This is a genomic window from Limnohabitans sp. TEGF003, from assembly GCF_055395455.1.
Window position 1 is genome coordinate 554953 of sequence record NZ_AP029225.1, and the last position, 21295, is coordinate 576247.

The 21295-nt window shown below is 60.6% G+C and carries 24 protein-coding genes and 1 other annotated feature; of the genes, 8 read left to right on the forward strand and 16 right to left on the reverse strand.

Annotation, left to right across the window (positions count from 1 at the left end; translation table 11 throughout):
* Positions 1-9: 9 nt before the first annotated feature.
* A complete protein-coding gene (locus ACZ5RT_RS02800; protein WP_464453436.1) occupies positions 10-417 on the reverse strand; it encodes a type II toxin-antitoxin system VapC family toxin in 408 nt (135 codons plus the stop codon).
* On the reverse strand, positions 414-767 hold the full coding sequence (locus tag ACZ5RT_RS02805) for an antitoxin (RefSeq protein ID WP_464453437.1): 354 nt from the start codon (positions 765-767) through the stop codon (positions 414-416). The genes ACZ5RT_RS02800 and ACZ5RT_RS02805 overlap by 4 nt, the downstream gene beginning before the upstream one ends.
* 87 nt (positions 768-854) lie before the next feature.
* Between ACZ5RT_RS02805 and ACZ5RT_RS02810 the strand changes: the two genes are divergently transcribed.
* From ACZ5RT_RS02810 to ACZ5RT_RS02825, 4 genes are all read left to right on the forward strand, one after another.
* A complete protein-coding gene (locus ACZ5RT_RS02810; RefSeq protein WP_464454182.1) occupies positions 855-1061 on the forward strand; it encodes a hypothetical protein in 207 nt (68 codons plus the stop codon).
* Positions 1062-1177: 116 nt separating this feature from the next.
* Positions 1178-1486 (forward strand): type II toxin-antitoxin system RelE/ParE family toxin, encoded by a 309-nt coding sequence (locus ACZ5RT_RS02815; protein WP_464453438.1) that lies wholly within the window; start codon positions 1178-1180, stop codon positions 1484-1486.
* Positions 1483-1770 (forward strand): helix-turn-helix domain-containing protein, encoded by a 288-nt coding sequence (locus ACZ5RT_RS02820; RefSeq protein ID WP_464453439.1) that lies wholly within the window; start codon positions 1483-1485, stop codon positions 1768-1770. The genes ACZ5RT_RS02815 and ACZ5RT_RS02820 overlap by 4 nt, the downstream gene beginning before the upstream one ends.
* A 25-nt stretch (positions 1771-1795) precedes the next feature.
* Positions 1796-2020 carry a C-terminal helicase domain-containing protein gene (locus ACZ5RT_RS02825; protein ID WP_464453440.1) on the forward strand — a complete coding sequence of 75 codons (225 nt, stop codon included), beginning with the start codon at positions 1796-1798 and terminating at the stop codon, positions 2018-2020.
* Between the two features lie 137 nt (positions 2021-2157).
* On the opposite strand, the gene istB is transcribed toward ACZ5RT_RS02825, so the two are convergent.
* The 3 genes from istB to ACZ5RT_RS02840 all read right to left on the reverse strand — a co-directional run bounded on the left by istB (position 2158) and on the right by ACZ5RT_RS02840 (position 4761).
* Positions 2158-2910 carry an IS21-like element helper ATPase IstB gene (istB, locus tag ACZ5RT_RS02830; RefSeq protein WP_464453003.1) on the reverse strand — a complete coding sequence of 251 codons (753 nt, stop codon included), beginning with the start codon at positions 2908-2910 and terminating at the stop codon, positions 2158-2160.
* Positions 2907-3518, reverse strand: a complete 612-nt coding sequence (locus tag ACZ5RT_RS02835) for a Mu transposase domain-containing protein (protein ID WP_464454183.1) — start codon at positions 3516-3518, stop codon at positions 2907-2909. The genes istB and ACZ5RT_RS02835 overlap by 4 nt, the downstream gene beginning before the upstream one ends.
* Positions 3519-3523: 5 nt before the next feature.
* Positions 3524-4761 (reverse strand): IS3 family transposase gene (locus ACZ5RT_RS02840; RefSeq protein ID WP_464452786.1). Its coding sequence is split into 2 segments (ribosomal slippage): positions 3524-4470 and positions 4470-4761, totalling 1239 coding nucleotides; the frame shifts between segments, so codons are not numbered across the junction.
* Positions 4364-4480 (reverse strand) — a sequence feature (AL1L pseudoknot). It overlaps the preceding gene by 117 nt.
* Before the next feature lie 6 nt (positions 4762-4767).
* Between ACZ5RT_RS02840 and cadR the strand changes: the two genes are divergently transcribed.
* A complete protein-coding gene (gene cadR, locus ACZ5RT_RS02845) occupies positions 4768-5232 on the forward strand; it encodes a Cd(II)/Pb(II)-responsive transcriptional regulator (RefSeq protein ID WP_464454169.1) in 465 nt (154 codons plus the stop codon).
* A gap of 548 nt (positions 5233-5780) precedes the next feature.
* Here cadR and ACZ5RT_RS02850 read toward each other — a convergent pair.
* Positions 5781-6128 (reverse strand): helix-turn-helix domain-containing transcriptional regulator, encoded by a 348-nt coding sequence (locus tag ACZ5RT_RS02850; protein WP_464453441.1) that lies wholly within the window; start codon positions 6126-6128, stop codon positions 5781-5783.
* Between the two features lie 181 nt (positions 6129-6309).
* Here ACZ5RT_RS02850 and ACZ5RT_RS02855 point away from each other — a divergent pair, with 181 nt between their 5' ends.
* Entirely contained in the window at positions 6310-7716 is a 1407-nt protein-coding gene (locus ACZ5RT_RS02855) for a Fic family protein (RefSeq protein WP_464453442.1), read from the forward strand.
* On the opposite strand, the gene ACZ5RT_RS02860 is transcribed toward ACZ5RT_RS02855, so the two are convergent.
* The 6 genes from ACZ5RT_RS02860 to ACZ5RT_RS02885 form a co-directional block, all read right to left on the reverse strand.
* Positions 7717-8769: a histone deacetylase family protein gene (locus ACZ5RT_RS02860; protein WP_464453443.1), complete on the reverse strand. Its 1053-nt coding sequence runs from the start codon at positions 8767-8769 to the stop codon at positions 7717-7719. It abuts the gene before it with no gap.
* Between the two features lie 9 nt (positions 8770-8778).
* A complete protein-coding gene (locus tag ACZ5RT_RS02865; RefSeq protein ID WP_464453444.1) occupies positions 8779-9621 on the reverse strand; it encodes an enoyl-CoA hydratase-related protein in 843 nt (280 codons plus the stop codon).
* Positions 9587-10834 (reverse strand): DNA polymerase IV, encoded by a 1248-nt coding sequence (gene dinB / locus ACZ5RT_RS02870; RefSeq protein WP_464454184.1) that lies wholly within the window; start codon positions 10832-10834, stop codon positions 9587-9589. Before dinB ends, ACZ5RT_RS02865 begins: the two co-directional genes overlap by 35 nt.
* Positions 10835-11286: 452 nt before the next feature.
* Positions 11287-12441: an alpha-hydroxy acid oxidase gene (locus ACZ5RT_RS02875; RefSeq protein ID WP_464453445.1), complete on the reverse strand. Its 1155-nt coding sequence runs from the start codon at positions 12439-12441 to the stop codon at positions 11287-11289.
* A 129-nt stretch (positions 12442-12570) separates the two neighbouring features.
* A complete protein-coding gene (locus tag ACZ5RT_RS02880) occupies positions 12571-13077 on the reverse strand; it encodes a bacteriohemerythrin (protein ID WP_464453446.1) in 507 nt (168 codons plus the stop codon).
* A gap of 78 nt (positions 13078-13155) precedes the next feature.
* Positions 13156-13998 (reverse strand): class I SAM-dependent methyltransferase, encoded by an 843-nt coding sequence (locus ACZ5RT_RS02885; RefSeq protein ID WP_291930073.1) that lies wholly within the window; start codon positions 13996-13998, stop codon positions 13156-13158.
* A gap of 257 nt (positions 13999-14255) precedes the next feature.
* Between ACZ5RT_RS02885 and ACZ5RT_RS02890 the strand changes: the two genes are divergently transcribed.
* A complete protein-coding gene (locus ACZ5RT_RS02890; RefSeq protein WP_464453447.1) occupies positions 14256-15278 on the forward strand; it encodes a metal-dependent hydrolase in 1023 nt (340 codons plus the stop codon).
* Positions 15279-15306: 28 nt separating this feature from the next.
* Here the strand turns inward: ACZ5RT_RS02890 and argH are convergent, their stop codons facing one another.
* From argH to ppc, 4 genes are all read right to left on the reverse strand, one after another.
* Positions 15307-16755, reverse strand: coding sequence for an argininosuccinate lyase (argH, locus tag ACZ5RT_RS02895; RefSeq protein ID WP_291930070.1), 1449 nt, complete (start codon positions 16753-16755; stop codon positions 15307-15309).
* A 38-nt stretch (positions 16756-16793) separates the two neighbouring features.
* A complete protein-coding gene (locus ACZ5RT_RS02900; protein WP_291930068.1) occupies positions 16794-17075 on the reverse strand; it encodes a type II toxin-antitoxin system RelE family toxin in 282 nt (93 codons plus the stop codon).
* On the reverse strand, positions 17065-17313 hold the full coding sequence (locus ACZ5RT_RS02905) for a type II toxin-antitoxin system Phd/YefM family antitoxin (protein WP_291930066.1): 249 nt from the start codon (positions 17311-17313) through the stop codon (positions 17065-17067). The genes ACZ5RT_RS02900 and ACZ5RT_RS02905 overlap by 11 nt, the downstream gene beginning before the upstream one ends.
* A gap of 72 nt (positions 17314-17385) precedes the next feature.
* Positions 17386-20238: a phosphoenolpyruvate carboxylase gene (ppc, locus tag ACZ5RT_RS02910; RefSeq protein WP_464453448.1), complete on the reverse strand. Its 2853-nt coding sequence runs from the start codon at positions 20236-20238 to the stop codon at positions 17386-17388.
* 136 nt (positions 20239-20374) lie between these two features.
* Between ppc and hemC the strand changes: the two genes are divergently transcribed.
* Positions 20375-21292, forward strand: a complete 918-nt coding sequence (hemC, locus tag ACZ5RT_RS02915) for a hydroxymethylbilane synthase (RefSeq protein WP_422172073.1) — start codon at positions 20375-20377, stop codon at positions 21290-21292.
* Positions 21293-21295 lie beyond the last annotated feature (3 nt).

Genomic DNA, 21295 nt, shown 5'->3' on the forward strand with positions numbered 1-21295 from the left:
TTGACTGTTTCACGTCATCCAGTCCTCAATTTTCAAGCCCGGCACCCGCTTGAAGTGCCGTGTGTTGTGGGTCACTAAGGGCAGGCCCAGCGCCAATGCGTGCGCGGCGATTTGGGTGTCCATCTCGCCAATGGGCTGCCCGGTTTGCTGCAGGTGGGCGGCAATTTCTCCATAGCGGTCTGCGGCCTCCAGCGTCCATGGCAAAACGGGCAACTCATTGAGCAGCAGATCAATGGTTCGGCGGCGTTTGTCTTCGGGTTGAAGCAGGGCCTGCCCAAAGCGAGTTTCGGCGCGGGTGATGGCGGAGATGGCGACCTCCTGCTTTTTGAGCGCCGCCAACATGCGCGTTTGCAGCGCGGCAGAACTGTTGCGTGCAAAGTAGCCCAAGATGTTGGTGTCCACCAAAAACTTGATCACTTGCGGACCTTGGTTTTGGCGGCGCGTTTAACGGAGGCTTTGGCCGTTGCTTTTACGGAGGCTTTTGGGGCTGTAGTCGCTCCCCAATCTGCAAACGGATTTTTGGGCGGATGGTTTTGCCGACTGGCATCCGACAAAAAGTCGTCGGGCAATGGGTTGTCCGCAATGGCGGCCACCAGCGCATCCAGTCGACGCTTGCGCAATGTTTCCGTGTCCTTGGGCTTGAGCGTGATCTCGCCCGTCACCTCGTTGCGGGCAATCCACATTTCATCCACATCCACACGAAATGCCTTGGGTAAGCGAATCGCTTGGCTGTGGCCGTTGGTAAAAACTTTGGCGGTAGCGAGCATGGCACCTTCCTTGAAATGTATGTATGGAAACGTACCTACTTTATCACCAGACGAGTCATTCAGTCAAAGTGAGCCGAGGTCGGCTTTCTGCCTGACACCCGCCGCATGAACGTGGGCATGACCCGCGCACGGCGCAAGCTGCTGCTGGTGGGCGATTCGTCCACGCTTTGCAGGCATCCGTTTTTTGGGGAGTTGCTGGCTTATGTGAAGGGGGTGGGGGGGCTACCGCACTGCGCATGTGATGGGCAAACAGGACTGAATCAGGGATTGCCATTGCGAAGGTTGTCACGCTAAGCTAACGCATAAAAAATGCCTACATGCTGACAAAGCATGGATAAAGCGAGACCTAGGGGAGCTGCATGAAAAAGCCAAAAGATAGCAAAAAGGCTATACTCAAACTCCATTGGAATGTGACCCTGCATCCACTGGCAGAGCGTGAATTGCAGACCATCCCCGCCGACATGCAAGCTCGGTTTTTGCACATCGGTGAAATGCTGGAAGAGCTAGGACCGCAGCGTGTGGGCTTGCCACACATCCGGCCGCTGGAAAGCAAGCTGTGGGAAATGCGCATGACGGGCCGCGATGGCATTGCCCGTGCCGTTTACGCCGCCGTTCAGGGGCGCACTTTGCTGGTGCTGCATGTGTTTGTGAAAAAGACGCAGACCACACCACGAAGCGCGATTGAAACCGCATTGAAACGCTTGGAGGAATCGACGTGAAAAGCCTGAAAGACGTAAAAGCCCAACTGCTGGCCAAACCCGCCGTTCGCCAAGCCTACGACGCACAAGCACCCGAGTTTGAGCTGGCCCGTGAACTGATTGCAGCGCGTATGAAAGCGGGCCTGACGCAAGGCGATGTGGCCGCACGCATGGGCACGACCCAAAGTGTGGTGGCACGCATCGAAAGTGGCAGGGGCACGCCATCCATGCGAACAGTCCAACGCTTTGCCAGCGCCGTGGGAGCGCGTGCCGTGGTGCGCATGGAGCCTTTGACGGCTGCATGACCCGCTGCTGCAACGCAGGCTCAGCGTGGGCACCGTCGATTCGTTTCAGGGCCAAGAGCGCGACATCATTGCCATCACCTTGACGCGCAGCAACCCCCAAGGCGAGATCGGCTTCCTGTCTGACATCCGCCGCATGAACGTGGGCATGACCCGCGCACAGCGCAAGCTGCTGCTGGTGGGCGATTCGTCCACGCTTTGCAGGCATCCGTTTTTTGGGGAGTTGTTGGCTGCGTATTCCACTCCTAATTGACCACCCGCGCCAATTCTTAGTGACCACCATTTCCAGTCGGAACTGACCACTCAGTCCAGCCACGTGACCAAAGTTTAAAAGTGTTGCGGTCTTGACCAGATAGACAGACTGACAAAGCCAGTCTGTCTATCCTTCAATTAACTAGATTGCATTTTTTTGCGAGCCATTGTTTTGCGCATGGACTCGCCCTTTGGAGACAGCCGATGGGATTGATGCACCACGCGGTCCAAGATGGCATCAGCCACAGTAGGGTCAGGGAAGAATCCGTGCCATTGGTCGGTTGGGTACTGCGTTGTGATGAGCAATGATCCAGTTCGCATTCGGCGATCAATCACATCTAACAAGAACTGCGACGCATGTTGGTTCATTTCTCCCAAACCCAGATCATCAAGTATCAGCAAACTTGGTTTGCTCAATGACAACTTCAGTGCAGGCAATGAACCATCTAACAGTGATTGGTTGATGGTTCCGTACAGATCGCTGGCTCGGTAAAACAGAACTGGCATTTTCAACCTGCATGCCTGTTGGCCAAAGGCACACGCAAGCCAAGTCTTGCCAACACCTGTTGCCCCTTGAATGATCAAGTTCTGTTGACGGCGTATCCAGTCACAGCTTGCTAGAGAAGCCAACTGTGCCTTGTCTAGGCCACGGTTGACTTTGTACTCAACATCCTCAAAAGACGCTGCTTCGGGCATACCTGCACCCCTAATTAGGCGTTTCAACTTTCGGGCCTCACGCTCGGACGCCTCATAGTCAACAAGCATGGCAAAGCGATCATCAAAACTGACATCATGCAATTTAGGTTGCTGAAGCTGCATGTCATAAGCATCGGCCATTGGAACGAGCTTGAGTTCACGAAGGCGGGTAATGGTTTGCTGTGTGCTGCTCATACTGATTCTCCAAAATAACTAGGACCGCGCAATTCACCGATGACTTTGACTTTTGGTGTTTGCGCGACATAAAAACGTTTGTCTGCATCCTCTTTGAGGATGGATGTGATGCTGCGGAGTGAGGTGATGTTCAAAGGCATGGCGTAGGCACAGACCTCTTCAAATCGAGCATCTCCGTAGTCCCTTGCAAGGTCGCGCATTCGCCGTGCGGCTTTGACGCCGTTCGTGATGTCGCTTCGGTTTTCAAGTTGATGCCGAATCATCAACTCCACGTTGTCGCCAACACTCATGGCCCACGCCAACAAAGCCCGAGGCTCGGCATCCAGTACGCGACTATGTATGACAGGGCGATGCTCGGGCATCGTGCTGGCGTCACCTTCAAGCGAAATCAATGGATGAAGCGCAATCCTTCGACCTCGATGGAATACCTCAATGACAGTAGCGGTGAACCTGAGGTCAACGCTTTCCCGTGCCAGCGTATGCGGGACTGAATAGAACCGCCGTTGGTGTTCGATGTGATAGTCGTCCTGCACTCTGACGCCATAGCGCCAATCACTCAATTCGAATGCCGTACCAGGCTGAATCGCCCCGGTTTTCGTGGAGGCCAGTTGGTTTAAGTTGAGACCTCGGTCTCGTTCTTGCCGGCTAGCTGCCGGTAGTAGTTCTCCTCAGCTTCAGCCGGTGGAATATACCCAATCGAGCTGAGCAGTCGGTGGTGGTTGAACCAAGCCACCCATTCCAGGGTCGCCAGTTCCAGTGCCTCCTTGGTTTTCCAGGGTGCACGGCGGTGGATCAATTCGGCCTTGTACAGCCCATTGATCGTCTCGGCCAGGGCGTTGTCGTAGCTGTCGCCACGGCTGCCCACCGAGGGCTCTATCCCAGCTTGGGCCAGGCGTTCGGTGTAGAGAATGGAAACGTATTGAGACCCCCTGTCCGAGTGATGTATCAAGGCATCCGAGCGCTCGGGTTGCCTGTCAAACAGCGCTTGCTCCAGCGCATCGAGCACAAAGTCCGTGCGCATGGAGCTGCTCACCCGCCAGCCCACGATGCGCCGGGCAAACACGTCAATCACAAAGGCCACATATTGCCAGCCCTGCCAGGTGCTGACGTAGGTGAAGTCTGACACCCACAGCTGGTTGGGCCGATCGGCTTTGAACTGGCGATTGACTCTGTCTAGGGGGCAAGGTGCTGCTTTGTCCGGGACCGTCGTGCGGATGACCTTGCCCCTGCGCACACCCTGCAATCCCATGCGTTTCATGAGCCGCTCGACCGTACAACGCGCCACCTCAGTTCCTTCACGATTCATCTGGTGCCAGACCTTGTCGGCCCCATAGACCTGCATATTGGCCTGCCAGACGGCTTGGATCTTTGGCATCAGGGCTTCATCGCGTTTGGCTCGGGCGCAAAGCAGTTCGGGTTTGCGTTGGCGGGCAGCATGGCATCTGTAACCAGAGGGGGCAATTTGCAGCACTTTGCAAATCGGCTCGACCCCGTAGGTGGCACGATGTTTATCTACAAAGGCTCTCAGGACTTGAGTCGGCGGTCGAGCTCCGCCTGGGCAAAAAAAGCGCTCGCCAGCTTGAGGATCTCGTTGGCTTTGCGCAGCTCTTTGACTTCACGCTCAAGGTCTTTGATGCGGGCTCGCTCGTCAGAGCTGAGGCCATCGCGCATGCCTGCATCAACTTCGTGCTGGCGAACCCAGTCGTTGAGGGTTTGCGGCACACACCCGATCTTGGGGGCAATTGATTCAATGGTGGCCCAAAGAGATGGGTACTCGCCGCGGTGTTCGAGCACCATGCGGACAGCGCGTTCGCGCATTTCGGGTGAAAAACGGTTTGATTTCTTGCTCATGGCTCCATCTTCTCAAAGTGTGGAGCCTCCTCAAAATCCGGGGCGATTCAGGAAACGATTCGGTATTACGAGCGAGAAGGGTTGCTACCTTCACCGCTGCGATCTGAAGGCAACTATCGAATTTATGGCCCCGAACATGCGGCTCGTCTGTCTTTTATCCGGAACTGCAGAAGTCTGGATATGACACTGAACGAAATTCGAACCTTACTGGCTTTCAAGGACGCACAGCAAGGTGACTGCGATGGTGTGAATGAACTGATCGATACACACATGGCGCACGTTGCGTCAAGGATAAAAGAGTTGCGAACACTTGAGCGCCAACTCAAAGAATTACGCGAAACTTGTATGGAAGCGCGGGCAACAAACCAATGCGGCATTCTTGCTGAGTTATCTGCACATCCACGCCAAGCAACTTTGAAATCAAAAAGCGTTTCAGGGCACATTGGTGGATTGCACTCAAAAAGCTTGTAATGTCTGAGATGGACATTAATTGGTCAATACAACTGGACGCGCTGGTCACGTTGCTGGACTGATTGGTCAACATCACTGGAATACGCATTGGCTTGTGTGAAGGGCGTGTGGGGCTACCGCACGGCGCATGAGATGGGCAAACAGACTTGATTCATTGACGAGCATCGCGGCGAAAAGGGCATGCACTGTTATTCAGGCAGCTTGTACATCGATGTGGACTTTCTTTTGACACCATATCTAAATGACAGGCGGCTTAAGGCTGGGTGCAGCCCGTCAGATTTGGGCGTTTAAAGTCAGTTGGAGCCAATACCTGACGTTGGGCATCATGAACCGCGGCAGGTCGTTGTGCTTCGGAAGCTAACAGTCACAGGCCGCCGAAGGATCGTCGGCGTAGGTCAAACTAGCCAGGGGCATCTGTTGGTCAAGTAACTGCGAAGGAACGCAGGTACGATAAAACGTAAGTTCCGTAAATTCCTGAAAATACAAAACCGTGTCATGCCATTACGCATCTACCTCGATAGCAGCGACTACTCCGTGCTCTCTGATCCTCACAAGGCGGCGAGGGAAGCTCCAGGGGTTCTCTCGACCACCCGGACATCGAAAGTCACTTTCAGCCAATTTCTGATGGCGTCGAAGATGGCGGCCAGGTTGTCCATGCTGGGGTTGCCTTTGGGTGAAAGCATGCGGTGCAGACTCTTGCTGGGTTTGTGGGTCAGTTCAGCCAAGCCTTCAAACCCGACGGTGGCGTTGACCAGATCGCGCAGGATCAATCGCGCCGAATCGGGCTCACCGCTCAGAAACAGCGTGGCCGCTTCGTCGAGCAACGCTTTGGCAAAAGCCGGATCACGCTGCACACGTTCAACCACGGTTTGCCTGAAATCACGCGTCAAGGTCATGTTGACTTTCCTTTTTTGTTGACTGCCAAGGCCTTCTTTCTGGCTTGGCTTGGGTCGCTGTTTCGTGATTTCATGGTAACACTTGTGTTACTTATTTTTGACATAGCGATCGGCCCGTATCAATGATTAGCCCATATCATGGGTTGCATAAATGGCGCGATTGTTTAAAATTGCGCCAATCATGTCAGATTTCAACGTCCAACTCTTGACCGCCATTGAGGCTCAGCCTGATGGCCTGTCGCTTGCGGAAGCTTCTGCAAAATGGCCCGGTATGCCGCGCCGCAGCTTGCAAAGAGCTTTGGCCAAGTGGGTTGCGCAAGGCAAAATCGCGCCAGTTGGCAAGGCGCGTGCTACCCGTTATATGGTCGATTCCGGAATCGCGCCAAAAGTGGCAGCTTACGCTTTGCCCACGTCAGTGGGTTTGTCAGAGTCGTCCACTTGGCGGGCCGAGGAAGAACTCTCCACCGGCCAGTGGCCCTTGTCGCCCGACAGCAAAGACATCCGCGCCTATCTGGCCCAGCCCTGGAGCACCCGCCAAGCCGTGGGTTACCAGTCCGAGTTTTTGCAGGCCTACCAGCCCAACGCTACGTTTTATCTGCCTCAGCCTGTGCGGGCGCAGTTGCACCGCATGGGCCGCACCGGGCCGGGGCCACAGCCTGCGGGCACTTATGGCCGCGCCGTGCTCGACCGTTTGTTGATCGACCTGTCTTGGGCGTCCAGCCACTTGGAAGGCAACACTTACACGCGCCTGGACACCCGCGCCCTGATCGCCCACGGCCAGCAGGCGCAAGGCCGTGGCGTGACCGAAACGCAGATGATCCTGAACCACAAGGCCGCCATCGAGTTGCTCATGGACAACGTGGACGCGCCGCAATTCAGCCGCTATCTGCTCATGAACCTGCACAGCGCCTTGTCCGAAAACCTGCTCGAAAGCCCCGAGGACGAAGGCCGCTTGCGGCTGCATCCAGTGCAAATCGGGCAAAGCAATTACCAGCCGCCGTCGGGCCAGTCGCTCATTGGCACTTTGCTGGATGAAGCGCTGGCCAAATTCAACGCCATCGAAGACCCGTTTGAGCAGTCGTTTTTTGCGATGGTGCACTTGCCGTATTTGCAGCCTTTTGCCGACTGCAACAAGCGCACGTCGCGCCTCCTGGCCAACTGGCCGCTGCTGCGGGCCAACCTGTGCCCGCTCACGTTTTTGGGTGTGTCGCAGGCTTGGTACACCGCTTCGGTGCTGGGCGTTTACGAGATGAGGCGCGTGGAGCTGCTGCGCGACTTGTTCATGTGGGCCTACGAGCGCTCGACCAAGGAATACCTGACGGCCAAGTCCAGCGTGATCGAGCCCGATGTGCTGCGCCTGACTTACCGCGACGCCATTCGCCACATCGTCAAGGCCGTGGTGCAAAACCCCGAGCAAGACCCGCTGGCGCTGGTGGCCACCCAAGTGGCCCTGGCCGCGCCTGGCCCAGATCGTGAAAATGTGCGGGCCTTGGTCATGCAAGAGCTGCGCCGTTTGCACGAAGGCGTGCTGGCCCGCTATGGCCTGCGCCCGATTGAGCTGGAGCGCTGGCGCAGCATTCAGGGTTGATCAGCCGCGCAGCCCTTCCAGCACATTCACCGTGTTCACCCCCACCTCGGCCACAGCATACCCGCCTTCAAAGGTCAGCACCGTCGGCAAGCCCAATTGCGCAATCGCTCGGCCGACCTGCAGGTAATCCGAACTGCGCAGCTTGAAGCCCGAGATCGGGTCGCCCTCGAACGTGTCCAGCCCCAGCGGCACGACCAGCGCCTGCGGTGCAAAGTCGCTCACTGCTTGCATGGCGGTTTGCAGCGTGGCCCACCAGACTTCAAACCCGGTGCTGCGTGGCAAAGGCAGATTGAGGTTAAAGCCCTCTCCAGCTCCCGCACCGCGCTCGTCCGCATGCCCCAGAAAGAACGGGTACTCGGTGCGCGGATCGCCATGGATCGACGCGGTGAACACATCGCTGCGCTCATAAAAGATGGTTTGCGTGCCGTTGCCATGGTGGTAATCCACATCCAGAACGGCCACGCGCTGCAGCCCGCCGTCTCGCAGGGCTTGCGCGGCCACGGCGGCGTTGTTGATGAAGCAATAACCGCCCATGTAATTGGGGCCTGCATGGTGCCCTGGCGGGCGGGTCAGTGCCATGGCAAAGCGTTCGCCACGAAGGACCGCTTGCGCGGCCGCCAGTGCGCAGGCCGCGCCCTCGCGGGCGGCAGCCCAGCTGCCCGCCGTCAAGGGCGTGCCCGAGTCAAACGCGTATTGCCCCAGCCGCGCCGCAAAGTTGAGCGGCGGCACATCGGTGCGAAAGCCGTGCTTTGACGCCAGCGGCCAGACCGAGGGCAGGGCGTCTACTGCCGCATTGGCCGGATCCATCGCCACCCAGTCGCTCCACGCGTGCGCCAAAAAGTCCAGGTAGTCGGCGCTGTGCACCCGGCGCAAAGCCGCGTCCAGCGGCAGGTCGGCTGCGGGCTGCACCAAGGTGCCGACAGGGCGCTTGTTCAGTTCATCGAGCACATGCTGCAGTCGCATGGGCACTTCGTGGCAATCGACCAAGCGGCCCCGGAACATTTCCTGGCGGCCTGCGTGCTCGGCGTGGTGGGTGTTGTGGAAGATTTTCATGGGGGATGTTCAACCAAATTCCCTAAACCCCTTAAGCACAGGCAGCGGCGCAAAGTTGGCCTCACGTTTTTGCTGAAACGCGCTGATGGCCTCGCGCACGTTGGCGTTGCTCCAGATCGCGCCTTGCAGCCAGCCCATGTGGCGCAGGCTGTCTTCGGTGCTGTGGTCACGGGCGTAGTGCAGCACTTGCTTGGTGCCCCAGATCGCCACGGGCGGTTTGCTGGCGATCTCTTTGGCCGCTTGCAGGGCGGCGGCCACAGCCGCTTCGTGGGTGGGCAGCACGTCGTTGACCAGGCCGTAGGCCAGCGCTTTGTCGGCACTCAGGCGGCGGCCTGTGTAGGCCAGTTCTTTGACCAAGGCCATGGGCAGCAGCTTGGGCAGGCGCTGCAGCGTGCCCACGTCGGCCACCATGCCGATGTTGATTTCCTGGATGCAGAAGAACGCATCGGCCGAGGCGTAGCGCATGCAGCAGGCGGTGACCATGTCCACCGCGCCGCCAATGCAGCCGCCGTGGATGGCCGCGATGACCGGGATGCGCAGGTCTTCGAGCAAGGTGAAGGTGTGCTGCATGTCGGTCAGCAGGTCGTACACGGCCGAGCGGCCTTCGGCGCTGCTGTCGTCCATCTGGATGGCGCTGCCAAAGGTTTGCAGGTCCATGCCCGCGCTGAAGTGTTTGCCCGTGCTCGAGATCACCAGCGCCCGGGCGGTGCCTGCTTTGTGGATGTCGGTCAGCACCTCGTGCAGCTCGCGCCAAAACGTCGGGTGCATGGTGTTCATCGCCTCGGGGCGATTCATCACCAGGTGAGCAATGTGGCCTTCAGTCGTCAAAGAAAAGCAGTTGAGTTTGTCCATGGTCATTTGCTTGGGGTGGTGGGTTGGTAATGGCTTCACTGTAAGAGGCGCCGGGGGTAGGCGCTGTCCCCGCCTTGACCAGCGAGCCCATCCGCACCCCCAGCAGGCGCAGGCGTCGTGACAGGTCTACGCGTTTGAGGCATTGGCCAGCCACCTGCCGGATGCGTTTGGCGTCGGCTGTGTATTCCGTCAGACTCTGGTCGCGTGTCACGGCCTGGAAGTTGTCGTAGCGCAGCTTGATGCCGATGGTTTTGCCTTCGTAACCCTTGCGCTGCAAATCGGCCGCTACCTGTTCGCAGAGCCGGGTGAAAACGGCCCCGAGTTCTTCGCGGTCGCGCACGGCGTGCAGGTCGCGCTCAAACGTGGTTTCGCGGCTCATGCTGACGGGTTCGCTCTCGGTCTCGACCGGGCGGTCATCGCGGCCCCAGGCGGCTTCGTGCAGCCAGGCGCCGTAGCTTTTACCAAAGTTGTCCACCAGCCAGGGCAGCTCGCGTGCGGCCAGGTCGCCGATGGTGTGGATGCCAAAGCCCTTGAGCTTTTCATCGGCCTTGGGGCCCACGCCGTTGATCTTGCGGCAGGCCAGCGGCCAGATCAGGGTTTGCAGGTCGGCCTCGTGCACGATGGAGATACCGTTGGGCTTGTTGAACTCGCTGGCCATCTTGGCGATCAGCTTGTTGGGCGCCACGCCGATCGAGCAGGTCAGGCCCGTGGCGTCAAAAATGCTTTTCTGGATCAACCGGGCCAGCACGCGCCCGCCTTCACGCTGACCGCCGGGTACCTCGGTGAAGTCGATGTAGACCTCGTCCACGCCCCGGTCCTGCATGACGGGCGCGATGTCGGTGATGATGCTTTTGAAGGTGCGCGAGTAATGCCGGTAACGGTCAAAGTCCACAGGCAGCAGGATGGCTTGCGGGCAGAGCTTGGCGGCTTTCATCAGCCCCATGGCCGAGCCGATGCCAAACTGCCTGGCCGCATAGGTGGCGGTGGTGATCACGCCGCGCCCGGTGTAGCCTTCGATGCGCGGGAAAAAGTCGACCGGGATGCGGTCCAGCCGCTCGGCAAAGGTGTCTTCGGTCCATTCGCCCTCGGGGTAGGCCGTCCGCAGCTTGCCCAACAGGTCATCTTCTTTTCGGCGGCCACCGCCAATGACGACCGGTAAGCCCTTGAGCTGCGGGTAGCGCAGCAACTCGCATGACGCGTAAAACGCGTCCATGTCGAGGTGGGCAATGCGGCGGGTGGGCTGGGTCAAGGCTGAGAGCTTGTGCGTTTTGGGCGGTGCCTCATGAGGCTGGGTGGTGCCTCATGCACATGGCCCCCAGATTTTGTCATCCCCGGACTTGCTCCGAGGATACAGCTTGACCAAGATGGATTCCCGATCAAGTCGGGAATGACGAAGGGGGCGTTTGGATTCCATCAAGTCGCGCATGACAACACTGCTGTCATACCCGAGAATGCGGGTATCCATGCCTTTAAAAACACAGATTCCCGATCGAGTCGGGAATGACAGAGTTGATGGCGGTGCGATGAAGTCGGGAATGACAACTCAGCTGTCATACCCGCGAATGCGGGTATCCATGCCTTTAAAACCATGGATTCCCGATCAAGTCGGGAATGACGCGGTAGGCGTTTGGATTTCCGATCAAATCGGAAATGACCGAGAAGGCGTCAGGCCCTGGGGAAAGTGCCCGGCAACAGGATGTTCTGGTCCACATTCTGGATGTTGGTGTGACCGCAAAAGGCCATGGTCACGTCCAGCTCCTTGTGGATGATTTGCAGGGCCTTGGTCACGCCCGCTTCGCCCATGGCGCCCAGGCCATAGACCATGGCGCGGCCGATCATGGTGCCCTTGGCGCCCAGCGCCCAAGCTTTCAAAACGTCCTGGCCTGAGCGGATGCCGCCGTCCATCCAGACTTCAATTTGGTCGCCCACAGCCGCCACGATGGCGGGCAGCGCCTCGATGCTGCTGGGCGCGCCATCCAGCTGGCGGCCGCCGTGGTTGCTGACCACAATGGCGTCGGCACCGCTGGCCACGGCCAGTTTGGCGTCTTCCTCGTCCATGATGCCCTTCAAGATCAGCTTGCCGCCCCATTGCTTCTTGACCCAGGCGATGTCGTCCCAGTTGAGCGTCGGGTCAAATTGCTCGTTGGTCCACGAGGCCAGCGAGTTCATGTCGGTCACGGCTTTCACATGGCCCACCAGGTTGCCAAAGGTGCGGCGTTTGGTCCCCGCCATGCCTAGGCACCAGCGCGGCTTGGTCATCAGGTTGATGATGTTGGCAATGGTGGGGCGGGGTGGCGCGGTCAGGCCGTTTTTGAGGTCTTTGTGACGCTGGCCAATCACCTGCAAATCGAGAGTGAGCACCATGGCGCTCACCTTGGCGGCTTTGCAGCGGTCGATCATACGGGCCATGGCATCGCGGTCGCGCATCATGTACAGCTGAAACCAGAAGGGTGCTTGCGTGTGGGCGGCGATGTCTTCGATCGAGCAGATGCTCATGGTCGACAGCGTGAAGGGGATGCCGAACTTCTTGGCGGCCATGGCGGCGTGCATTTCGCCGTCGGCGTGCTGCATCCCCGTGAGGCCCACGGGGGCGATGCACACGGGCATTTTGGTGTCGATGCCGACCATTTTGGTGGCCGTGGTGCGGTTTTCCATGTTCACCGCCACGCGCTGGCGCAGCTTGATCTTGTGGAAGTCGCTTTCGTTGGCGCGGTAAGTGCCCTCGGTCCAGGAGCCGCTGTCGGCGTAGTCATAAAACATGCGCGGCACGCGCTTTTCGGCCAGAACGCGCAGGTCTTCGATGTTGGTGATCACGGGCATGGGTTGTCTCCTGCTGGGGTAGAGCGATTTCAGTAAGTCGCCCATCGTAGCCGCAGGCCTTGCCTAGCGCTGTGAAACTTGGGACAGTCCGTTTGAAATTTCTTGGGGACCCGAGGCAGGCCCAAATTTTCAGCTGCTGCAGCTGACGCTGCCGCAGCCCGACATGGTCACGTTTTGAATGACCGAGGGGTCGGCCAGGGTTTCGGTCACGCTGTCAAAACCCACTGACTTGAGGTGTGCGGCCAGGCCTGCGTCCATGCTGTTGGCGTGGCCCGGGAACCATTCGGCCAGCGCTTCGGCCATGCGGGTGATGATGGTCTTGTCGCTGTCCAGGTAGTGGGCTTCCACCACCCGCATCGTTTCGAGGATCGTGGCGTGGTGCTCGGCGTGGCAGTTGTCGGCCGAAAACCCGGTGGCCAGCATCCAGCGCTCTTCCTGCGCAAAGTGCTCGACCGTGTGGTTCAAAAAGGCCTTGTAAACCGGCAACTGTTCGTCTTCGGGCGTGGCCAGAATCTGGTTGATCATGTCCACAAACTCCTGGTGCGTTTCGTCCATGCGGGCATCGCCTGTTTGGAGCGAGGCGGTCCAGGCCATGGTGGATGGGGCGGAGTGGGCTGTGTGGGCGGTGGCAGACATGGCAAAAAACAGTGAAACGTGAGAATGGCTCACATTATCGCGCCATCCCTTGGCCTCAAGGCCAGGGCGTTGCTGGTTTCAGGGCTCGGTGATTTGCAGGTGCGCGACCCCGTACAGCGGGCCGCCCGTCCAGGGTGTCATGCACATCTCGGCCCAACAAACCGCCCAACCGTAGAGCTCCGCCACGGTGTGTTGGGCGATCAGTTCCATGCGGGGGTGCAAGTGCGCCACTTCCATGGCGTTGTGCGCACCCCAGAGAAACTCCGCCCCGGTCCCTGACACGCTGGGTGCCATGTGGGCGCGACCAATGCCCAAAGGGGTCATGAAGTCGCAGACCAGCTCGGAGCCTTCGGGCGCGTTGTGACCGATTTCACGAAAGACGGCTCGGACTTGTGTGGGTGTCAAGTACATCAGCACGCCTTCACAAAGAAGCAGCAAAGGCTCACGCGATGCGCGTTCGCTCAGTCGCAACTGCTGCCACCAGCCGGGTTGCGTCAGGTCCACGCAGATGTCCTGGGCTGTCGGGGAATGCACAGGCAGCAGCAAGTGTCGCAGCGACACCACCCCCTCCAGGTCCACGTCCAGCCAGCCGTTGTGACCGTTGTTCAGCCATTGAAAATAATCCGACAAACCAGCCCCCAGGTTGATGCCTTGCGAGTCGGGGTGGCGTTCGAAGAAAGCTTCTCCCAGACGCTTGAGCAACTGGGTTCGCCACAGCACATGCAGCATGGCAGAACGGTCTTGCAGCAAAGCGTCCAGGTCATGGCCGATTTTTGCCATCACGTGCTGGGCCTGTGTGTCACCCGGATCGAGCCATGGGTAGATCGAACCAGCGCGTGCCCGTGCCATCAGCGGTACGAGCAAGGTGCTGGATACGGCATCCAACATCCCGATGTCTTGGGGGGCTGAGGCTGGCTGCATGGCTGTCTCCTTCTGAGGAACTTTCCTTTTTAGAAGGTGGGCGCTGTGCAAACGCTGATCCAGATCAAACTGCGCGGGATGAAGTGGCGGTGTACACCCTATGCGACGCTTGCAAGCGAAACGGCTGTCACGGGCCTGAAACGGCCCGGGATGCCACGGGACATGTCAAAGTCGCTAATCTGTTGATCCGTATCAAGGCCCGACCGCTTTGGGGTCTGCCGAGTCAAACCACTGTTCTCAATTACCAAGCCAAGGCCATGGATTCCGTCACGCAAGTACTTTTGGGCGCCTCGATCGGCGTAGCTGTCATGGGGCGGCGCACCGCGCTGTGGAAGTCGGCCCTGTGGGGCGGTGTGGCCGGTTTGCTGCCCGATCTGGATGTGTTGCTGGACCACGGTGATCCGATCCTGAACATGATCCGACACCGCGCCGAGACGCACGCCTTGCTGTTGCTGACCCTCTTTGCGTTTCCCATGGCCTGGGGGGTGAGCCGCATCCACCGTCAACCGCAGCTCTACGGCCGTTGGTGGTGGGCGCTCATGCTGGCCCTCGTCACGCACCCCTTGCTGGACCTGATGACGATTTACGGCACCCAGGTGTTTCAGCCCTTCACCGACGAAGCCTATGGCCTGGGCAGCATGTTCATCATCGACCCGGTGTATTCGCTGCCCTTGCTGGCGGGCGTGGTGGCGGCCTTGCGCGTCAAAACCGTGGGCCGGGCTTTGGCCATCAACGGCTGGGCCTTGGTCTTCAGCACCGCTTACCTGGCCTGGAGTGCGCTGGCGCAATGGGGTGTGACGCAACACGCCCGGCAGTCGCTGCAGGCGCAAGGCCTGCCCAGTCAACAGTTGCTGGTCACGCCCGCCCCCTTGAGCACTTTGGTGTGGCGTGTGGTGGCCCTCGATGGTGAGCGCTTGCACGAAGGTTTTTACGCGCTCATGGATGGCGGTCGGCCCGTTCGCTTTGTGGCGCATGCGCGTGGCGCTGACTTGGCCGCCCAACACGCGGACCACCCGCAGCTGCAGCGTTTGGCCCGCTTCACCGATGGGTTTTTCAAGGTGCAGCAAGACGGCGCGCGCTTGGTCGTGACCGACCTGCGCATGGGCCAGGAGCCGGACTATGTGTTTTCTTTTGACATCGGGCCACCCCTGCAAGCGGGCCAGACCCACCCGGTGGCCGAGCAGCGCAGCCGCCGCATGAACATGGGCGAGGGCTTGCAATGGCTGGGGCAGCGCATGTTGGGGCGGGATGTGCCGCCCCCGGGCTCGACAGGCGGCTGATGCACGCTGCTGTGCAGCGCTTGGCGGTTCAGACCAGGCGAGCGCGGTGCCGTGCGATTTGCAAACGCACTTGCGCGGGCGCTGTGCCGCCCAAGGTGTTGCGGGCGTTCAGCGAGCCTTGCAAGCTGAGCGGGCCGAACACATCGGCTTCGATGCGGTTGTCGAACTTTTGCAGGGTTTCCAGCGACAGTTCCGACAAGTCCACGCCCAGGCCTTGCGCGGTCTTGACGGCGTGGGCCACCACCTCGTGCGCGTCGCGGAAGGGCAGGCCTTTCTTGACCAAGTAGTCGGCGAGGTCCGTCGCGGTGGCATAGCCCTTTTTCACAGCGGCTTCCATGGCCTCGGCGTTGACGGTGATGCCACCTTCTTTGACGCCCGTGGCGGGGTTGACCTGGCCGCCCACCATCTCGCAGAAGATGCGCAGCGTGTCTTTGAGCGTGTCCACCGTGTCAAACAGCGGCTCCTTGTCTTCCTGGTTGTCCTTGTTGTAGGCCAGGGGCTGGCCCTTCATCAGGGTGATCAGGCCCATCAGGTGGCCGACCACACGCCCGGTTTTGCCGCGTGCGAGTTCGGGCACATCGGGGTTTTTCTTCTGCGGCATGATCGAAGAGCCGGTGGTGAAGCGGTCGGCGATGCGCACAAAACCAAAGTTCTGGCTCATCCACAAAATCAGCTCTTCCGAGAAGCGGCTGATGTGCACCATGCACAGCGAAGCGGCGGCGGTGAATTCGATCGCAAAGTCGCGGTCGCTCACGCCGTCCAAGCTGTTTTGGCAGACCTGTGGCTGGCCGTGTTCATCGACCATGCCCAGCGTGCGGGCCACGCGCTCGCGGTCCAGCGGGTAAGTGGTGCCGGCCAAGGCGGCGCTGCCCAGGGGCAGGCGGTTGGTGCGGCGGCGCACGTCGCTCATGCGTTCGGCGTCGCGGGCAAACATTTCCACATAGGCCAGCAGGTGGTGCGCAAAGCTCACGGGCTGGGCCACTTGCAGGTGGGTAAAGCCGGGCAGGATCACGTCCACATTCTTCTCGGCCACATCGACCAGCGACTTTTGCAGGTCCACCAGCAAATCGATGATCAGGTCCATCTCGCCGCGCAACCACAGGCGCACATCGGTGGCCACTTGGTCGTTGCGGCTGCGTCCGGTGTGCAGGCGTTTGCCCGCGTCGCCCACCAACTGGGTCAGGCGCGCTTCGATGTTCAGGTGCACGTCTTCGAGGTCGAGCTTCCATTCAAAAGCGCCGGATTCAATCTCTTGCGTGATCTGCGCCATGCCGCGCTGGATGTCGGCCAGGTCGCTGGCGCCAATGATGTTTTGCGCAGCCAGCATCTCGGCATGGGCCAACGAGCCCTGGATGTCGGCTTGCCACAGGCGCTTGTCGAAGAACACGCTGGCGGTGTAGCGCTTGACCAACTCGCTCATGGGTTCAGAAAAGAGCGCGGACCAGGCCTGGGATTTTTTGTCGAGTTGGTTTGTCATAGCCCCCGATTTTATCGGGTGACTTCTGAGGACTTGGCTCAACGCGCTGCAGCGGCCCGGTAGACCGCATTGCGGTCGCGTTTGCCCACGGCGATCACCAGCACCAGAACCTGCTGGTCGCGCACCTCATAGACCAAGCGGTAGCCCACGCTGCGCAGTTTGATTTTGTAGCGGTCGGGGTGGCCGCTGAGTTTGGATGCGGGGACACGCGGCGCTTGCAGGCGTTCAGCCAGTTTCTTTTTCAGTTGTGTTCGAATGGCACCGTCGAGCCGCAGCCATTCGGCCAGAGCCTCTTCCAGAAAGGCCAGTTCAAAGCTCATCGAGCTTGACCTTCACCACTTTTTGATCTTTGCGGGCGTCGGCGATGGCGTTGAGCTCCATGTCTTCCAGCTGCGCCATCATGCTCTCAAACCATGTGGCGGGCACGCAATAAAAGGCAGGCTCGTTGCGGTTGAGGATAGCCACCGGGAAACCATCCCCAGCGGCCACTGTGCCCATGGGGTTGCGCTTGAGCTCCGAAATGCTGGCGGCCGTTTCGGACAGAATTTGATGTGCCATGAGCTGATCCGAGTGCTAATAAAGGTGCTAATGGTAGCACTCGAGTCCAGTCTCATCAAGACGATGCAATGCTCAACCCGTATTCCGCAGCCCCGCTGCAATCCCGTTGATGCTGATGTGAATGCCGCGCTGCACCCGCTCATCGGCCAGGCCAGCGCGGTAGCGGCGGATCAGCTCGACTTGCAGGTGGTGCAGCGGATCGATGTAGGGGAAGCGGTGGCGGATCGAGCGGTCGAGCGCGGGGTTGCTGGCCAGGCGGTTTTTCTCGCCCGTGATTTGCGTGAGCGCGTCGGCCGTGCGGTGCCATTCGGCCTCGATGGCGGTGAAGATTTTTTTGCGCAGGCGGGCGTCGCCCACCAGTTCGGCGTAGCGTGAGGCCAGGGCCAGGTCGCTCTTGGCCAGCACCATGTCCATGTTGGACAGCAGGGTGCGGAAAAACGGCCACTGGCGGTACATCTTTTGCAGCAGGGCCAGCGCGGCTTTGCGCTCGGCGGCGTCGGGCTTGTCCAAAAAAGCGGCCACCGCCGAGCCAAAGCCCAACCAGCCGGGCAAAGTCAGGCGGCATTGGCCCCAGCTGAAGCCCCAGGGGATGGCGCGCAGGTCCTCAATCTTTTCCAGCGCCTTGCGCGAGGCGGGGCGCGAGCCGATGTTCAGCTGGGTCAGTTCCTTGAGCGGGGTGGCCCCAAAAAAGTAGTCGGTGAAGCCGGGGGTGTCGTAGACCAGCGCGCGGTAAGCACCCATGCTGGCCTTGGAGAGCTCGGCCGCCGCATCCAGAAACGCCCGGGTCGCGGGTTTGGTCGGTTGCAGCAGCGTGGCTTCCAACGTGGCGGCGACCAGGGTTTCGAGGTTGCGGCGGCCAATCTCGGGGTTGGCGTATTTGGAGCCAATCACTTCGCCTTGTTCGGTCAGGCGGATTTGCCCGCGCACGGTGCCCGGCGGTTGGGCCAGGATGGCCTGGTAGCTCGGGCCGCCGCCCCGGCCCACGGTGCCGCCCCGGCCGTGGAACATGCGCAAGGTGATGCCGTGGCTGCCTTGCAGCTTGTCAAACAGCTCGACCAGCGCGATCTCGGCGCGGTACAGCTCCCAATTGCTGGTGAAGATGCCGCCGTCCTTGTTGCTGTCGGAGTAGCCCAGCATGATGTCCTGCTCGCCGCCCGAGCGTGCGACCAGCGCGGCCACGCCGGGCAGGGCGTAGAAGTCGCGCATGATGGGCGCGGCGTTGCGCAGGTCTTCAATGGTCTCGAACAGGGGCACCACGATCAGGTCGTTGTGCGCTTGCGCGTCCAGCGTGCCGCGCAGCAGACCCACTTCTTTTTGCAGCAGCAGCACTTCCAGCAGGTCGCTCACGCTTTCGGTGTGGCTGATGATGTAGTGGCGAATGGCCTGCCGACCGAAGCTGCGCAGCATGCGTTGGGCGGTCTCGAAGATGGCCAGCTCGGACACGGTGTGGGCGCTGTAGTTGGCCCCCGGCACACGCAGCGGGCGGGCGTCGTTCAACAAGCCCAGCAGCAGCGCTTGTTTGGCGTGTTCGTCGAGCTGGCGGTAGTTTTTCTCGATGCGGGCAGCCGTCAACAGCTCGGCCACCACGGCTTCGTGCTGGTCCGAGCTTTGGCGCAGGTCCACCGTGGCCAGATGGAAGCCAAACACCTCGACGGCGCGGATCAGCGGGTGCAGACGCTGGGCGGCCAGGGCTTCGGCGTGGTGGCTGCACAAAGACGCTTCGATCACCCGCAGATCGGCCAGAAATGCTTCGGCGCTGGCATAAGGGTTTTGCGGTGCCACCGCGTGGCGGGCGGCGTCGCCACCAGTCAGGTTTTTAAGTGTGGCCGCCAGCCGGGCGTAGATGCCCGTGAGCGCCCGGCGGTAGGGCTCGTCCTGGCGGTGTTCGTTGGTGTCGGGCGAGCGCTCGGCCAGGGCCAGCATCTCGGGGCCAAAGGGCACCAGCATGGCCGACAGCGACAACTCGCTGCCCAGGTAATGCACCTCGGTCAGGTAGTGGCGCAGGGCCACGTCGCTTTGGCGGGTCAGGGCGTGTTCCAGCGTCTGGGCGGTCACGTTGGGGTTGCCATCACGGTCACCGCCAATCCACTGGCCCATGCGCAAAAAGCTGGCAATCGGCTGGCCGGGCAGGGCGTGTTCGAGTTCGGCATAGAGCTTGGGGATCTCGCGCAGGAAAGTGGCTTCGTAGTAGCTCAGCGCGTTTTCGATCTCGTCGGCCACGGTGAGTTTGGTGAAGCGCAGCAGGCGGGTTTGCCACAGCTGCATCACCCGGGCGCGGATTTGCAACTCGTTGGCGGCCAGCTCTTTGGGGCTGAGCGCGTCCTTGGCGGCGTTCACGGCGGCGGCACGGGCCTTGATGGCGTCGCGCTCGGTCAGCAGGTGGGCGATGTCGCGCTCGGCGTCCAGGATGCTTTGGCGCTGCACTTCGGTCGGGTGGGCGGTGAGCACGGGCGAGACATAGCTGGTGGCCAGCATGTCGGAGATGCTGCGCGGCGTGATGCCCGCCCAGCGCAGGCGCTGCAGCGCCACGTCGATGCTGCCTTCCTGCGTGTGGCCTGCGCGCTCGTGGATGGCGCGGCGGCGGATGTGGTGGCGGTCTTCGGCCAGGTTGGCCAGGTGACTGAAGTAGGTGAAGGCACGGATCACGCTCACGGCGCGGTCACCGGGCAGGCCCTTGAGCAGTTTTTTCAGGGCCTTGTCGGCTTCGTGGTCGGCGTCGCGCCGGAAGGCCACCGAGAGTTTGCGGATCTGCTCGACCAGCTCGAAGGCTTCTGGGCCTTCCTGGGTGCGGATCACGTCGCCCAGGATGCGGCCCAGCAGGCGGATGTCCTCGACCAGGGGGCGTTCGCTGTCGCGTTTTTCTCGAGGGGTGCTGCTTGGAGCGGCTTTGGGGGGCAAGGCGTTGTCTGGTGCGGCCTGTTTCATCGTGTGCTCGGGTATTTGGAGGGGGGTGTATGGGGGTGTCAATTTCTCTTGACATCATGCTAGCATCGCCCGGAGAGACAAAATTACCAATTGATTTCATTTTGATGGGATCAAAAAATTTTTCAGAAAGCCCGTTGTGACCGAGACCCACCAGCCCGCCATCGTCATCGCCACCCGAGAAAGCCGCCTGGCTCTTTGGCAGGCCGAACATGTCAAGTCCCTGCTCGAGGCCCGTGGTTGCCAGGTTCGGCTGCTGGGCATGACCACCCAGGGCGACCAGATTCTGGACCGCAGCCTGTCTAAAGTCGGCGGCAAAGGCCTGTTCGTCAAGGAGCTGGAGGTAGCCCTGCAGGAAGGCCATGCCGACATCGCGGTGCATTCGCTCAAGGATGTGCCCATGGACATGCCCGAGGGCTTTGAGTTGGCCTGTGTGATGGAGCGCGAAGACCCGCGTGACGCCTGGGTCTCGCCGCAATATGCCCGGCTGGAAGACTTGCCGCCAGGTGCGGTGGTCGGCACATCGAGCCTGCGCCGCACCGTGTTGCTGCGCGCCTTGCGCCCCGATTTGAAGATCGAGCCCTTGCGCGGCAACCTGGACACGCGCCTGCGCAAACTCGACGAAGGCCAGTACGCGGGCATTGTGCTGGCGGCGGCGGGCCTCAAGCGTCTGGGCTTGTCCGAGCGGATTCGCCACATTTTTGAAACCGACCAGATGCTGCCCGCCGCAGGGCAGGGTGCTTTGGGCATTGAAATTCGCAGCGACCGGGCCGATTTGCGTGCCCTGTTGGCCCCCTTGGCCGATGCGCCGTCCTGGCGTCGCGTGGCGGCCGAGCGGGCGGTGAGCCGTGCCATGGGCGGCAGCTGCTCCATGCCTTTGGCCGCGCACGCCACCATCGAAGCGGGTGTGCTCAAGCTGCAAGCGGCCTGGGGCGACCCGGAAGGCGCGACCACCCTGGTCACGGCCGATGCGCAGGCCAGCGCCGAGGGCTTGCAAGCCGCAGAAGCGCTGGGCCTGAGTGTGGCGCAGGCTTTGCGCGACGGCGGAGCGCATTGAGGT